This is a genomic window from Pyrodictium delaneyi (assembly GCF_001412615.1).
Taxonomy (GTDB): Archaea; Thermoproteota; Thermoprotei_A; order Sulfolobales; family Pyrodictiaceae; genus Pyrodictium; species Pyrodictium delaneyi.
The window spans coordinates 432,921-446,753 of the sequence record NZ_CP013011.1; the positions used below are offsets into that span (position 1 = coordinate 432,921).

A 13,833-nucleotide genomic window follows, 5' to 3' on the forward strand; every position below is an offset into this window, starting at 1 on the left:
TCACCAATCCTTAAGCTTTTATAACACCCTCTTTTATGAGGGCGTCTATGAGCTTCTCGGCTATCTCTTCTAGACTCTCGCCCTCGATTATAACGTTCTTGCGCTGAACCGTCACAACGCGTAGTTCTTCTAGGCTTGGCTTAGCTGGCAGCCCTACACCGAGGTCGGCGAGGCTATACTTCTTGATAGGCTTGCGGAAGGCACGGCGTATCTGTATGAGCGTTGGTATACGTGGCTTATTTATCTCGCCCGTAACGCTCACCACAGCAGGTGTAGGCGATTCTACTGTTTCTAGCCTATCCTCTAGGTCCCGCTTTACCCGGATAACACCGTCAACATACTCTATACTTCTAGCGTAGCTAAGGAACGGTATTCCTAGTAGGGTTGCTACCCGAGCACCTACTTGTGACGATATCATATCCATCGATGCTTCACCAGTTATGTATAGGTCGAAGTCTCCAAGCTTCGTAAGCAGCGATGCGAGCACAGCAGCTGTGGTGTTCGGGTCACCAGGTATTAGCGCCTCATCCACGACCACATGCGCCTCGTCGGCACCCATTGCAAGCGTCTCGCGTATGGCTTGTTCGATTTCACGGCTCCTCTTCGCTAAGGGTCCCCATGTTAGGGCTGAGACGACAACGATCTTTCCACCATACTTGTCGCGGAGCTGTATGGCGGCCTCCACGGCGTTCTTGTCGTATTCGCTTACAGCTAGGGGTATATTGTCTACGTCTACCTCTCCACTAGTCTTAGACCGCAGCATGTTAGGGTCGAGAGAGGCTTTGACAAGGACAGCTATATTGAGGGGCAAGGGGCGGTCCGACCTCCATATCCTCTCAATGTTTTGAAACGGCATCTGACCCCATGTATGGGTGGATGACGTTCGTTATTGCAGGGTTTCCGTGAACAGAGAGCCCCGAGGACCTAGAGAGTAAAAGGGCTTATGTCCCACCCGAAGGGCTAGAATTTTCCTCGCTTAGGCTCTCAGCAAGCAACTCGGCTATATCCTTCACTTCCATCCCGTAGTCCGGCGCTTCCGCTGCGAGCATCGTGTTACAGAATGGGCACGCTACTGCCAGTACCTGAGCCTTAGTAGACGCTGCCTCCTCGACACGGACCCGGCTCATACGCTTACCTATCTTGATGTCATAGAACACGCCGCCGCCACCGCCGCCACAGCAGAAGCTCCTCCACCGGCTCCTCGGCATCTCTACGACCTTCTCCACCGTGTCTGACAGTACTCTTCTAGGCTCCTCGTAGACGCCATTCCAGCGGCCAAGGTAGCACGGGTCGTGGTAGGTAGCCTTCACATGCAGCCTGGTTCTAGGCTTCACCTCGCCTTCCTGTAATAGGCGTGCTAGCAGCATTGAGTGATGCACGACCTCAACTCTTACGCCGTACCTCGGGTATTCGTGGCGGAACACGTTGAAGCCATGAGGGCATGTTACTAGCAGCTGCTTGAACCGGAAGCGGGATAGCAGTTCAGCATTCTGCTTCACTAGCTCAACAAACATTAGTTCGTCGCCGATACGGCGTGCTGGCTCGCCACAGCACTGCTGTTCTAACGATACGGCGACCTTTACTCCCGCGTGTTTTAGTACCTTGAGGAGGGCCTCGATGGTGTCACGCAGCCTTGGGTCGTAGGCTGCCGCGCAGCCGACCCAGAGGAGGTAGTCGTACTCCTCGTTCTCTTTTGCCTCTTCGACTAGACCTCTCTCTATGAGGCTGTTTAGCCATTCCTCTTTCTCGACCGGGTTAGCCCCGTATGGGTTACCAGCGCGCATTAGGTTGTAGCTTACCTGTAGCAGCTCGTCGGGCACATGTTCGCCGCGCGATACCAGACCACGGCGTAGGTCTAGAACTGTCTCGACATGGTGTATCAGTACTGGGCAGTTGTATACACACGCGCCACAGGTAGCACAGCTCCACAGAACATCCGGTTCTACGTGCGCTGGTACTAGTTCCTCATTCCATTCCTCCTGCCTCATAGCCTCCCGAAGCTTCAGCACGAGGTTCATCGGGGAGAGTGGCTTACCGGTAGCTACTGCGGGGCACGCGTTGTGACAGCGTGCACACCGGGTACAAGCGTCGTAGTCCATTCTTTGCTTCCATGTTGTATCGGCTAGCGTTACTACTCCGAAGGTCTTGCCTTCCTCGACAAGCTTCTCTACATCAGGTATTGGTTTGAATGATGCAGGATGCTCTAGCCTCGCATAGAACGTGTTGAAGAATCCACTGACAAGTATGTGGGCTAGCTTTGTGCCCGGTATAGTGGCCAGTAACAGCACACTAACCGCTAGATGTACAACCTGTGTTACACGGTATAGTGCGAGGAACCTGGCTGGCGTTAGACCCTCTAATACTTGTGACAAGAGTTTACCAGAGAAGTCCCACCAGGGTATCCCTGTAACAGATAGGTGGGCAGTAGCAGTCATAGCGTCCAAGACCATGCCGGTAATCACTATTATCGCCAGCCATAGTAGTACTAGACTGTCCTCCAAGCTGTTGGGGAGCCCTGGCGTGAGTCCTAATGCGCGCCGAATACCGGCCGCCACGGTACCGACTAGTAGTAGTAGGCCGCCAAAGTTCACAAGCATACGGAATATTGTGAATACTATGCCGCCTGGATATCTTGTGGCGGGAGCATCTATGACATAGATTATCCCAGCTACTGCAAGGAGCACAGCACCTAGATATATCAACAAGTGTATTGTGCCTCCACGTCTCTCGCGAAGAACACGGGTCTGAAGCAAGCCCACTCTTATGAAATTCCATAGCCTTGTTGCAATGTTGTTTAGGGGTAGCTGCTGCCCACCACGAGTCCATCTAGCAATATACCGGTTCAATCCATACAAGAAGAGCAGGGAGCCTGGAACTATGAGGAGCACGCGGAGAAGATCAAGCTCAGCGCCACTTATGACGGGGTAACGGAACGGACCGCCCGGAGTAACGTGGCACGCCATACAGTTTCCACGTAGCTCCCCAATAGTAGTAGCGGCCGCTTCTACTGGCTGAAACACAGCAATCACAGCAGCTACTAGGAATAGCCACCGGAGCCGCCTCACAGCCAAGACACCGATTTGGACAAACGGAGCGATTACTACTAAGGTGTTAAAAGGGTATCTCAGTCTATAGCGAGATCCCTCAAGCCGTCATATATTAGTCGTCCTTTGTTAGAACGGTAATTATATTGCTTACGATACGCTTATGGTCTTCCTCGTCTCTAGCTATTGCTTCGAGAAGCGGCTCATATATGCTCCTATGCGGTTCCTGAAGAACTCTAGACAGCAACGGTGAGACAAGCGCCATGAAATATTCGGCATCTATATCATTCTCCATAGATGCTAGAAGTCTAAGCTTATCAACGAGCATGCCCTTATTTGCTTCCTGCTTAGACGATAGAAGCTTAATTATCTCTTTAAGTCTGTTTATGAACAATACTGAAGAGGAGCGGCTGCAGATAAACGAACCTCCATTACCATACAATAATTGATAAATTTTTTTATATATATGTGCATGTGCGCTACTCTCAATTGATATGTAGCGAAAAGCAGATGAAATAGGCTCTTCAAAGTGCTCCGCAAGCTTAACATAAACCTCTGCTGCAAGCTTCTCTATCTCAATTGCACATGACAATATCTCCTTGAACATTTTCTTTTCGAAACCGACATCGCCAGCAGCTTTAACAGACTGCGGACTTAAGCCTACTATATGAAGAGCTTCCTTATCATTACCTTCTTTTATTAATTCAAGTACCCGGCTTACTGTATCACCTGCAATATTCTCACCGCTCGCATAAACTAACGGGACAGCTACCAGAAGCCTCGCAGCTATATCAATTTGTCTATTATATAATTTACGAACCACCTTGTAAGCAGCCGATGGCGAGCGAAGCAGGAGAGTGCTATAGGGGATTCCATAAAGTCTCTGAGAAACAGAGTTAAGTACCAGCAGAAATCCTGGTGCACGACTACTAAAATATTCTTCAATGCTTCTTTCTTTTTTCTCATACAAGGTCAGCACATCACCGCTACTCGCTCTACTTACGACGCTAGATTATACACTGGCGTATGGTCATACATAACTCTTTCTAGTAGTTTATATAATAACCAACAATCTTAATAACTATTAGCTTTATACTATTTAAATAATCGAAATATATTAGAAATATGAATGTTTAACGAATGTTGCGGGATTTATGAGACACTGCCATCGCTAACAAAGAGTTTAATAGACAAAGACTCTGAGTTTCATGCCTCATCAGAGGTTGAGACTGTGACACACGGTAATCCAATAAATAAGAGTAAAATAACAGACAATGTTATAAAACAAGTTAATAGAATTGATACAAATTGGCGGCAAATAGACCGCATAATTACAACAATGAACACAATAGTATTAGGCTATCAAGTGGTTATAGGGAAAATATTCGGGAAAAATTTCAGTGGAATGACACAAATGCTTTTACGTGAAGTGGGAAGCTTACTTTCAAAACTAGTAGATAGTTACGTTAATGGCTCGGATTATATAAAAAATGATTTAGCAGAAGCAATAAAAAGGAGTCTTCTCGAAACAGGTATTGCAAAGAAAGTCTACGTACATGAATTACCAGCAGATACGCGCTCTCAGAGGATTATACGAAAGTTCAAGATCAAGATAAAGGACAGCATATTTAGACCAGTATATAAGACACTGGCAACATATGGCTACAGGGAATTCCCCTTAAGTCCCGAAGGTCTTCTTGTAACAGCTATTATACTTAGGCATCTACAAGAGAAGGGCAACACAGACACTAGACTGACCATGCATGCACTCATACCCCAAGATAGCGAGGAAGATCTGGAAATAATAGTAGAACAGGTCAAAACACACATTACTGGCAAGTAGTTCTCAAGGCTTTCTAATCGTAGTGCTCTATTATCATAGCTTCTATATTTCCATACTCTTCCTAATAACAATGTTTTGAATATTTTATAAATTGTAATAAATTGTATTCATAAGAGAGTTACCGTAATTGCTGGGTCGTGGCGCCGGGGGCGGGATTTGAACCCGCGCGCCCCCGCGGGGCACCGGCTCTCAAGGCCGGCCCCTTAGACCGCTCGGGCACCCCGGCGCCCAGTGGAAGGGAGCCTCGCCCCAGGTAGTCTTGCCTAGGATCTTGTAAGAGGGTATTATTGCTTATAGCCGTATTGAGTACATAGTGTTTTAAAGAAAGTCTAGCTGTTTATAGATATGAAGTATAGAACTAGTCTGCCAGGGTTAGCGTAGCCGTATCTCGATGTATACATCCTCGGGCACGCGGACTCTCATTATCTGCCTCATGACGCGCTCGTCTGCATCGAGTATAACTAGGCGCTTGTGGATACGTAGTTCCCACTTGTCCCACTTCTTGGAGCCCTCGCCGTGTGGAAGCTTTAGCGTAGGCACTATCAACCTTTTAGTTGGTAGTGGTATCGGACCGCGAATGCGTACGCCAGCCTTCTGAGCTATCTTGCGTATCTGGTCCACTACCGCGTTTAGGTTCTGGACATTCGTGCTCCAGAGCCTTATCTCTGCACGCTGCACCATAGCTTAGTGCCCCTAGAGCTAGGGCGTAGCTACTCCGGTTTAAAGGCTTACATCTCTCTGGGTTGCAAATGACTAGTAGATGCCAGAGAAGCATCTATTGGCTGTTCTTAGCAAGCTTTTAAGAAGGTTATATCGTGAGTGTGCAGAGTGCAGTATAAGGCTAAGTCGGGCATAGGGTAATGTGACAAAACATGTAGAACGTGAAGCGCCGCGGTAGAGAGTAAAAGACTGTTAGTGAGCGAGATTCCTCCGTGGGTCTTAAAAATGAGACGCTGTTGCGCGGCGTTACTTCTTCTTAATCTCTACCTTGGCAGGCTTGACCTCCATTACTACGCCAATGCCTACAGTCTTACCCATGTCTCTCATAGCGAAGCGGCCTAGCTGTGGGAACTCACTGTACTTCTCAATGACCATTGGCTTTATAGGCTTGAACTTTACTATGGCAGCGTCGCCCATCTTTAGGAACTGTGGGTTCTTCTCGACTACCTGGCCGGTCCTCGGGTCTAGCTTAGCCTGTATCTCGGTTATCCTAGCAGCTACGCTAGCTGTGTGGGCGTGTATTACTGGGCTGTAACCTACGGTGACAGCGCTGGGATGCCATATGATGAAGATCCTTGCTGTGAACTCCTCAGCTACTGTTGGCGGGTTGTCTGGGTGGCCTGCCACATCACCACGCTTGATGTCCCTCTTGGAGATGCCACGGACGTTGAAGCCTATGTTGTCGCCAGGCTCTGCCTGCTGTATCGGCTGGTGGTGCATCTCGATGCTACGGACCTCGCCGACCACGCCCGGAGGCATGAAGACTACCTTGTCGCCTACCTTGAGTACACCGGTCTCTACACGGCCTACTGGTACTGTACCTACACCGGGTATTGTATAGACGTTCTGTATGGGTATCCTTAGCGGCTTGTCTACTGGCTTCTTAGGCGGCTGTATGTAGTTGTCTAGAGCCTCTACTAGGGTTGGGCCGTTGTACCAAGGCATGTTGGGGCTGCGCTCGATGAGGTTCTCGCCAGTCCAGGCGGATACTGGTATAAATGGTATCTGATCAACCTTGTAGCCGAGACCCTTCATGAACTTCTTGAGTATAGCTACTATCTGCTCATACCTCTGCTGGCTGTAGTTCACGTCAGGAGCGTCCATCTTGTTGACAGCAACTATGAGCTGGTCGATACCCATTGTCTTTGCTAGGATGAGGTGCTCACGGGTCTGACCCTCAGCGCTCATACCGGCCTCAAATTCACCCTTCCTTGCAGATACTACTAGGATGGCTGCGTCTGCCTGGCTAGCACCAGTAATCATGTTCTTGATGAAGTCTCTGTGACCGGGGGCGTCGATGATGGTGAAGTAGTACTTCTTGGTCTCGAACTTTACGAAGCTCAGGTCAATCGTTACACCGCGCTCGCGCTCCTCCTTTAGCCTGTCCATTAGCCAGGCGAACTTGAACGACTCCTTACCCTTCTTCTTTGCCTCCTCCTCTAGTGTCCTTAGCGTCTTCTCGTCGACGAAGCCTAGACGGAATAGCAGGTGGCCTACTAGCGTGCTCTTACCGTGGTCTACGTGGCCAATTACCACTAGGTTTATGTGAGGCTTCTGCTGGCTCATGAGTCTTCCCCCAGTACCTTTCCTCTTTGCCGGAGAGGCAGCTTTGGGAAACGCGTCTTATAAAGGTTTAGTGAATGGTATTTACACAGTATTATTACACGCTACCTGGAGCTTAGCGCTATCCTCTCGATTTCCTCCTTCTTACGTACGGCAAAGCTCTTCGGATCGCCCTCAGCAGCAGCGATTAGCTCATCTGCTAGACACTCTTCGATAGGCTTGGGATTGTTGAAGGCACACATCCGTGCACCCTCCGTTAAGTGCTTCAAAGCTACATCTACACGGTGCTGCGGCGCTACGTCGACAGCAACGAAGTAGGTTATACCACCGTACATTATCCTCGTTACGTCCTCACGGGGTGCCGAGTTCTCTATAGCGCGTACAAGTATCTGGAGTGGGTTCTCTCCTGTCCGTAGGTGTATTATCTCAAAGGCCTGCTTCACTATGTTATATGCGAGATGCTTCTTGCCCATGTTGCGGCCGGGACGCATTAGCTTGTTTATCAGCCTCTCTACTATCGGAACCTCGGATTTACCAAAGCGGCGGTGCTCGTGCCTACCACCAGTGTGTGGCAGCCAAACTGGCTTGAGGCTTATATAGCGTTTGAGTCCGGGGTCCCTTATCTCTACTCCCTCAAAGCTCCATTTACCAAACAGCTTGATGTTAGCTGGATCCATGCCCACTGTGCGGGTCTCCTGCTCTACGGCAGCCATACCCCGTGTCCCCGGTACACAGGCGCACCCGCTACCCGGATAAATTTAGGCTTGCAGTTTCCGTAGTTGTAATAGGAGTAAGGCCCTTAGTGGGACAAGGATAAGCTCAATGAGGAAAGCGTTACTGGGAGGGTCTGAAACACTATGCCGCCTCCACGTTCCGGCGACGTACTCCTTGAGGCACGAAGCATAACAGCCATGATAACCCCCAGTCCACCCCACATACCAGTCATAATTCTCGAGCTAGAGGACGGTCGGGAGTTCACGCTCTACAACGTACCCTTCGAGATAGTCCAGGCCCTCAATAGGCTCGAAGAGAACGAGGAAATATCAGCATTCGGGCAGCGCGAGACGCTCTTCGACGTATTGGCAGACCTTCACTCCTTCATAGAGGAGTTGGGCAAACACCTCGAACACGTAGTTATAGACGAGATAGATTACACTACGTTCCTCTACACAGCAAAAGTGAGTTTCAACCTTAACGGATTATACATGATAAGGAGAATGGTGCCAAGCCACGCGATATTTCTGGCACGACTCTTCAAGAAACCAATATATGTGTCCAAGAGGCTTGTAGACGAACAAGAGGAGTATGAGAGGCGTTCGCACGAAGAGGAGGAAGAGGAAGACCTACAACCTTAGGACCGAACCAGATAGAAAGGCCAAAGTAATAATTATTACAATAGGATTACGAGGGGGCGGGCTCGTTGTACTCATAAAGAGTTGGTTAGCGCTGTGGCTTCTGCTTACGGCCCTCTAGTATAGCCTTCAGCGATACACCATTGACTGTTACTACACGATAACGTACGCCCGGAATGTCACCCATTGAGCGACCGCGGGGACCACCTATACCCTCTATGAGTACCTCATCGTGCTCGTCTACTACTAGGAGGCCACCGTCACCAGGCACGAATGCAGTTACTACACGGCCATTCTTGATTAGCTGAACGCGTACACACTTACGTACAGCAGAGTTCGGCTGACGAGCCTCTACGCCAACTTTCTCTAGCACTATGCCACGGGCCATAGGGGCTCCTTCTAGAGGATCGTACTTCTTCTTGAGGCCCAGCATGCGTATCTTGAACTCGCGCTCACTCCAGCGGAACTTGAGCCTCTTACGGCGCAGCTTACGTGCCGCGAACAGCCCGTTAGGCGACTTCTTGCCGGTCACGACCCGATACACCCTCCTCTAAGCTGCTCCCCATCTACTAGGGGCGATGAAACTGGAGGGGGTTATCTTATTTTTATCTCGTCTATATCGTAGTACCGCTTTAGGACGATACGGGCTACTGATACCTTGCGTCCACCCTTGCCGATAGCCCGACCCTTGTCGCTTGGGTCTACTGTCACGTAGAGTATTTTCCTGCCATTGCGCTGGGCGACACGGACGCTGAGAATCCTTGCCGGGGCAAAGAGGTTCTTTACCAGGCTCTCGAGATCATCAGCAAACTCTACTACCTCGATCTCCTTGCCTAGTAGCCTGCGCAGCCTGTTTATATTGGCGCCCCGCCTACCTATCGCCTTGCCCGCGTCACCAGGGCGTACTAGGAATATCACGCGGTTGTTCTCGCTGTCTACTATACAGTCACGGGCTATAGCTCCTGTAAGATCCTGGAGGAGAGCCATGTAGCGCATCTCTTCAGCTGTTAGCCTTATGTTGACCAAGGCCCTCCACTACACCCCCATCATTCATTGCTTACTAGGCTTTGCTCCTAGCAGCCTCTATTAGATCGAGGATGCGAGAGCTTCCCGGATCGAGAATAGCTAGGCTGGCTACTGTAAAGGGTTTACCGCAGACGGCTCCCAGCTCTACACTCGTACCGGGATAGACATATACCGGAATGCCGCTAAGTTCTGCATAGTATAGTATGTCACTACGCAGCTCTGGTGGAGCATTAGCTGCTACGATTACTGCCTTCGCCTTACCTGTTTTCACATAGCGTAGCGTCTTCCTCGAGCCGAGTATAACCTTGCCTGTCTTGAGCGCGTTAACTAGTTCCTTTTCGATATCTGTTACCTGGACCGCGCTCACTAAGCCTCACCCCGCTGCCCCGCTTCTGGTGTCTGGGCCATAGCTTTTGCTACCAGGGACGGGTTCATCCGTACCTCTACCATCCCAGTGCCGACCCGTACCACACCGCCCACTATAACAGTCTCGGTCACACCCAGCAGCTTGTCTACCTCACCCTTCGCCGCCGCTGCGAAGAGGTTCTGAGTTGTCATCTCGAAGGCTGCACGTGCTAGTGGGCTGGGCTTCTCACCGCTCACACCATGACGGCCTATCTGCCTCACGCGACCAGTCATAGTCATAACGTCAGCGACAAGCACTATGTGACGTATATCTACATCGAGACCTTGTTCATCCAGTACATCTTTCATCTCCTTGACTAGCATTGCACGGGCTGCCTCAATGCCTAGTATCTCCTCTATCTCGTGGATGTTGTTCGTATAGACACGGCGGGGATCTACACCAGGAACCTCAAGGACATCCTTCAGGTTACTACCCTCTGTTACGAGGAAGTACTCGGTCTTACCCTCATCGTTAACCATTGACTGGATTATTACACGCCTTATCTTCTTGATACCCTTTATCTTGGCGTTGAGAACCTTTTCCCGTTTCTTCTGGAGGTCTATGAGGCTAAAGCTCTCCGAGGGCTCCAACTGTACGTAGAGCACTAGCGGGTTTGATGAGTCCTCCTCAACCTTACCGAGCTTTAACCTCTCTAGTGTTTTCTTCACTTGCTCTACTGTGACACCCTTATCCTCGAGCATTACTGGGTCTAGGCGTAGGACTATTCGTAGGTTGATTAAGTCGATATCTATCTCAGATGCTACGTTTACTATACGGGTATACTCGATTCTACGCGCTACTTCCTTAGCTTTGTTCTCATCATAGCGATGCTCTTCATCTAGGTAAATGTACATTATTGGCGTTGATGGTTCGCGCCTAGCATCTACAAGTTCTATAAAGCGTGGCAGACCTAGTGTTACGTTGAACTCGCGGATACCAGCATAGTGGAACGTACGCAGGGTCATCTGTGTACCTGGCTCGCCTATAGACTGTGCTGCTACCGTACCTACGGGCTCTCCAGGCTCAACCATGCTATATTCATACTCGTTAAGCACGTACTCGATGATCTTAGTTGCCTCATCCACTGTTAGTCCGTGTTTCTCGACAGTATTCTTCAGTTTCTCCTCAAGTTCTTCGTATATACGCTTGGGTAGCCGCTCTCGTGCTTGGAATAGCTGCTCCTCAATCTTCGGCTTAAGCTCCTCCCACGAGAATATAAGCTGGGTCATGGCTTACACCCTCCAACCTATTACGCGTTCTATCTCGCGGTCTATGTCTACGGCTTTGCCGTGAGCGCTCTTCATTGGATCGACGCCGTCTTCGCCGTATACGAACTGTAGTATCTCGCCTTGTGGCGTCCTCACGGTACCGTCGTATTCGACACGCAGGTCTTGTAGTGCGTTTATCAGCCTTCTCTGCATGTAACCGCTCTGTGATGTGCGCACAGCAGTGTCCACCAGACCCTCGCGGCCACCTGCCGCGTGGAAGAACACCTCTAGCGGCGTTAGGCCGTCATAGAAGCTCGAGTAGACGAAGCCACGTGCTGCTGCACCGAGATCGCCGGGACGGAAGTGTGGTAGGAAGCGTCCACGGTAACCGCGGTGTATACGTTCGCCGCGTACCGACTGCTGGCCCAGCAATGCTGCCATCTGTGTGATGTTCAGCTCGTTACCCCTTGCACCAGTACGGGCCATAATGTATACGTTGTTGAATGGGTCAAGGTAGTTTACTACCACGTCTTCAACCTTCTTACGGGCCTCTGAGAGTACGTCGAGTATTCGAAGCTCTAGGGACTCCTCCATGGTGCGGCCTGGTACTGGTTCCAGCTTGCCTTGCTTGTAGATCTCTATTAGCTCATACACCTTCTTCTCAGCCTCTTTGAGGATTTCACGTATCTTCTCTTTGGCCTCCTTGGGCAGTGCTACGTCGTCAACGGTCATAGTGAAGCCTCTCTTCTCGATGAATCTTATGAACATCTTGAACATGTTGTCGTATACAAAGCGTGCATAGTCGGTGCCATACTCTTTTATCAGCCAGTGCATCATGTTCCTAGGCTGCTCAGCACCTATAGCCTTCTTGTCAAACACACCAGTGAGTAGTTCGCCCTTCTTAATCGTTATGAACGAGTCATTCCAGCACCATTCGTCCTCGCAGAGGAATATACCAGCAGCTACACGTGCCTTGCCACGGAAGTTGAACTCCTTAGGGAGGAAGAGGCTTACTAGCTGTTTGCCGGTCCACCGCTTCTTAGGCGAGAGTATAGCCGGTTCTGGTATCTTGCCACGGTAGCCAGCAGCGGAGAGTAGGTCTATTACGTCCTCCTGGGTGAGTAGTGTAGCCTTGCTTGTGAGCAGATAAGCGCCGCTTACGTAGTCTTGCAGACCACCTATTATTGGACCACCATAGCGCGGGGAAAGTATATGGTACTGTACTAGCATTAGCTCGCGTGCTTCCGCCTGCGCCTCCTCAGTGCGCGGCACATGGAGGTTCATCTCGTCGCCGTCGAAGTCAGCGTTATATGGTGGACATACGAGTAGGTTGAGGCGGAACGTCTTACCCGGCAGCACCTTGACTATATGAGCCATTATGGACATACGGTGGAGACTTGGCTGCCGGTTGAACAGCACTATGTCGCCATCACGTAGGTGCCTCTCGACGTACCAGCCTGGCTCGAGCATCTCAGCTATACGCTTGCGATCAGCGTAACGGAGGTCTATCTTACGCCCGTCCTTGGTTATGACGTAGTTTGCACCAGGCCAGCGCTCTGGACCGTTGAGAACGTATCGGCGCATCTCTTCGATGTTCCACGGGGTTACCGGAGTTCTCACTGTGAGCGTCTTTGCTATGTCTATCGGCACGCCCACCTCGTTTATACTGATATTCGGGTCCGGTGATATGACCGTACGCGCCGAGTAGTCTACACGCTTACCGCTGAGGTTACCACGGAAGCGGCCCTCCTTGCCCTTGAGCCTCTGTGCTAGCCCCTTCAAAGGCCGGCCGCCACGATGCCTTGCAACAGGAATGCGCGGGAGTTCATTGTCTATGTAGGTAGCTACGTGATACTGGAGGAGTAGCCAGTGCTCGTCTATAAGCGCTTGAGGAGCGCCACTCTCGAGTAGCTCGCGAAGCCTCTCATTGGTACGGACTATGTCTGCCAGCTTGTGAGTTAGGTCGTCCTCAGCCCTTATACCCGTCTCAAGCACTATCGAAGGACGTACATGTATTGGTGGTACTGGCAGTACTGTTAGAACCATCCACTCGGGCCTAGCCTCCTCCGGGTCTAGGCCCAGGAGTCTCGCGTCATCGTTAGTTATCCTCTCTAGTCGCGACCTCACCTCTAGAGGGTTCATTTGTACACGGCCTTCAGGACGCTCCTCAAAGAAGTTGTATGGCTTTTCGAGTATAACCTTGTACTGGCGCTCGCCACAGTGTGGACACTCGGTGACCTTTGCTGCTTTCTTCTTGACTACTGTCACAAGTAGCTTGGCTAGCAGGGGCCAGCGCTTTTCTAGCCTCTCTAGTAGACGGATGTAGCGTTGTACTTCGTTCTCGGGTAGAAGTATGCGGCCACAACGTCTACAAGTTGCCCTTAGTGCATCGTGTATGTGCTTAGCAAAACCAACATGTATAACTGGACGGGCTAGCTCTATATGGCCAAAGTGCCCAGGACAATGCTTGGCATCGTTGCCACATGTGATACACACTTGGCCTGGCGCTATAGCGCCTAACCGTGGATCCATGAGGCCGCCTTGTATCGGACGGCCGTCCTCGTCATAGAGTTCACTGGTAACTATAGCTGTGACCGACATACGCCGTATCTCGTCGGGAGAGAGTATGCCAAACTTTATCTCTTTGATTATCTTCTCCTCGAGCACCATT

Annotated in this window: 13 protein-coding genes and 1 tRNA gene; 2 read left to right on the plus strand and 12 right to left on the minus strand. The window is 50.5% G+C overall.

The annotated features are described in order from the left end of the window. Window positions 1-10: 10 nt before the first annotated feature. From Pyrde_RS02175 to Pyrde_RS02185, 3 genes are all read right to left on the minus strand, one after another. Entirely contained in the window at window positions 11-811 is an 801-nt protein-coding gene (locus tag Pyrde_RS02175) for an electron transfer flavoprotein subunit beta/FixA family protein (RefSeq protein ID WP_055407815.1), read from the minus strand. 130 nt (window positions 812-941) lie between these two features. Continuing rightward, window positions 942-3,065, minus strand: a complete 2,124-nt coding sequence (locus Pyrde_RS02180; RefSeq protein ID WP_156327981.1) for a (Fe-S)-binding protein — start codon at window positions 3,063-3,065, stop codon at window positions 942-944. Window positions 3,066-3,159: 94 nt separating this feature from the next. Further along, window positions 3,160-4,014, minus strand: a complete 855-nt coding sequence (locus Pyrde_RS02185) for a ferritin family protein (RefSeq protein WP_143522215.1) — start codon at window positions 4,012-4,014, stop codon at window positions 3,160-3,162. A gap of 261 nt (window positions 4,015-4,275) precedes the next feature. Between Pyrde_RS02185 and Pyrde_RS02190 the strand changes: the two genes are divergently transcribed. Then, window positions 4,276-4,887: a hypothetical protein gene (locus Pyrde_RS02190; protein WP_143522216.1), complete on the plus strand. Its 612-nt coding sequence runs from the start codon at window positions 4,276-4,278 to the stop codon at window positions 4,885-4,887. A gap of 138 nt (window positions 4,888-5,025) precedes the next feature. Here Pyrde_RS02190 and Pyrde_RS02195 read toward each other — a convergent pair. The 4 genes from Pyrde_RS02195 to Pyrde_RS02210 form a co-directional block, all read right to left on the minus strand. Continuing rightward, a tRNA-Ser gene (locus Pyrde_RS02195) sits at window positions 5,026-5,113 on the minus strand. 146 nt (window positions 5,114-5,259) lie between these two features. Then, window positions 5,260-5,568 (minus strand): 30S ribosomal protein S10, encoded by a 309-nt coding sequence (gene rpsJ, locus Pyrde_RS02200; protein ID WP_055407823.1) that lies wholly within the window; start codon window positions 5,566-5,568, stop codon window positions 5,260-5,262. Window positions 5,569-5,853: 285 nt separating this feature from the next. After that, window positions 5,854-7,173, minus strand: a complete 1,320-nt coding sequence (gene tuf / locus Pyrde_RS02205; RefSeq protein ID WP_055407826.1) for a translation elongation factor EF-1 subunit alpha — start codon at window positions 7,171-7,173, stop codon at window positions 5,854-5,856. Between the two features lie 101 nt (window positions 7,174-7,274). Further along, window positions 7,275-7,883, minus strand: coding sequence for a 30S ribosomal protein S7 (locus Pyrde_RS02210; protein WP_082419413.1), 609 nt, complete (start codon window positions 7,881-7,883; stop codon window positions 7,275-7,277). Between the two features lie 144 nt (window positions 7,884-8,027). Between Pyrde_RS02210 and Pyrde_RS02215 the strand changes: the two genes are divergently transcribed. Beyond that, window positions 8,028-8,525: a bifunctional nuclease family protein gene (locus Pyrde_RS02215; RefSeq protein ID WP_055407828.1), complete on the plus strand. Its 498-nt coding sequence runs from the start codon at window positions 8,028-8,030 to the stop codon at window positions 8,523-8,525. Window positions 8,526-8,610: 85 nt separating this feature from the next. On the opposite strand, the gene Pyrde_RS02220 is transcribed toward Pyrde_RS02215, so the two are convergent. The 5 genes from Pyrde_RS02220 to rpoA1 all read right to left on the minus strand — a co-directional run bounded on the left by Pyrde_RS02220 (window position 8,611) and on the right by rpoA1 (window position 13,832). Then, a complete protein-coding gene (locus Pyrde_RS02220) occupies window positions 8,611-9,054 on the minus strand; it encodes a 30S ribosomal protein S12 (RefSeq protein ID WP_055407830.1) in 444 nt (147 codons plus the stop codon). Between the two features lie 62 nt (window positions 9,055-9,116). After that, window positions 9,117-9,548, minus strand: a complete 432-nt coding sequence (locus Pyrde_RS02225; protein WP_055407832.1) for a NusA-like transcription termination signal-binding factor — start codon at window positions 9,546-9,548, stop codon at window positions 9,117-9,119. 34 nt (window positions 9,549-9,582) lie between these two features. Then, window positions 9,583-9,915 (minus strand): 50S ribosomal protein L30e, encoded by a 333-nt coding sequence (locus Pyrde_RS02230; protein WP_055407834.1) that lies wholly within the window; start codon window positions 9,913-9,915, stop codon window positions 9,583-9,585. Then, on the minus strand, window positions 9,915-11,183 hold the full coding sequence (gene rpoA2, locus Pyrde_RS02235) for a DNA-directed RNA polymerase subunit A'' (RefSeq protein WP_055407836.1): 1,269 nt from the start codon (window positions 11,181-11,183) through the stop codon (window positions 9,915-9,917). The genes Pyrde_RS02230 and rpoA2 overlap by 1 nt, the downstream gene beginning before the upstream one ends. A 3-nt stretch (window positions 11,184-11,186) precedes the next feature. After that, window positions 11,187-13,832, minus strand: a complete 2,646-nt coding sequence (gene rpoA1, locus Pyrde_RS02240) for a DNA-directed RNA polymerase subunit A' (RefSeq protein WP_055407838.1) — start codon at window positions 13,830-13,832, stop codon at window positions 11,187-11,189. Between the last annotated feature and the right edge of the window lies 1 nt (window position 13,833).

Bases quoted from the DNA above. Each gene is read 5' to 3' on its own strand.
- Pyrde_RS02210 (WP_082419413.1), bottom strand. From the start codon at position 7,883: ATGGCTGCCGTAGAGCAGGAGACCCGCACAGTGGGCATGGATCCAGCT.
- rpoA2 (WP_055407836.1), bottom strand. From the start codon at position 11,183: ATGACCCAGCTTATATTCTCGTGGGAGGAGCTTAAGCCGAAGATTGAG.
- tuf (WP_055407826.1), bottom strand. From the start codon at position 7,173: ATGAGCCAGCAGAAGCCTCACATAAACCTAGTGGTAATTGGCCACGTA.
- rpsJ (WP_055407823.1), bottom strand. From the start codon at position 5,568: ATGGTGCAGCGTGCAGAGATAAGGCTCTGGAGCACGAATGTCCAGAAC.
- rpoA1 (WP_055407838.1), bottom strand. From the start codon at position 13,832: ATGGTGCTCGAGGAGAAGATAATCAAAGAGATAAAGTTTGGCATACTC.
- Pyrde_RS02215 (WP_055407828.1), top strand. From the start codon at position 8,028: ATGCCGCCTCCACGTTCCGGCGACGTACTCCTTGAGGCACGAAGCATA.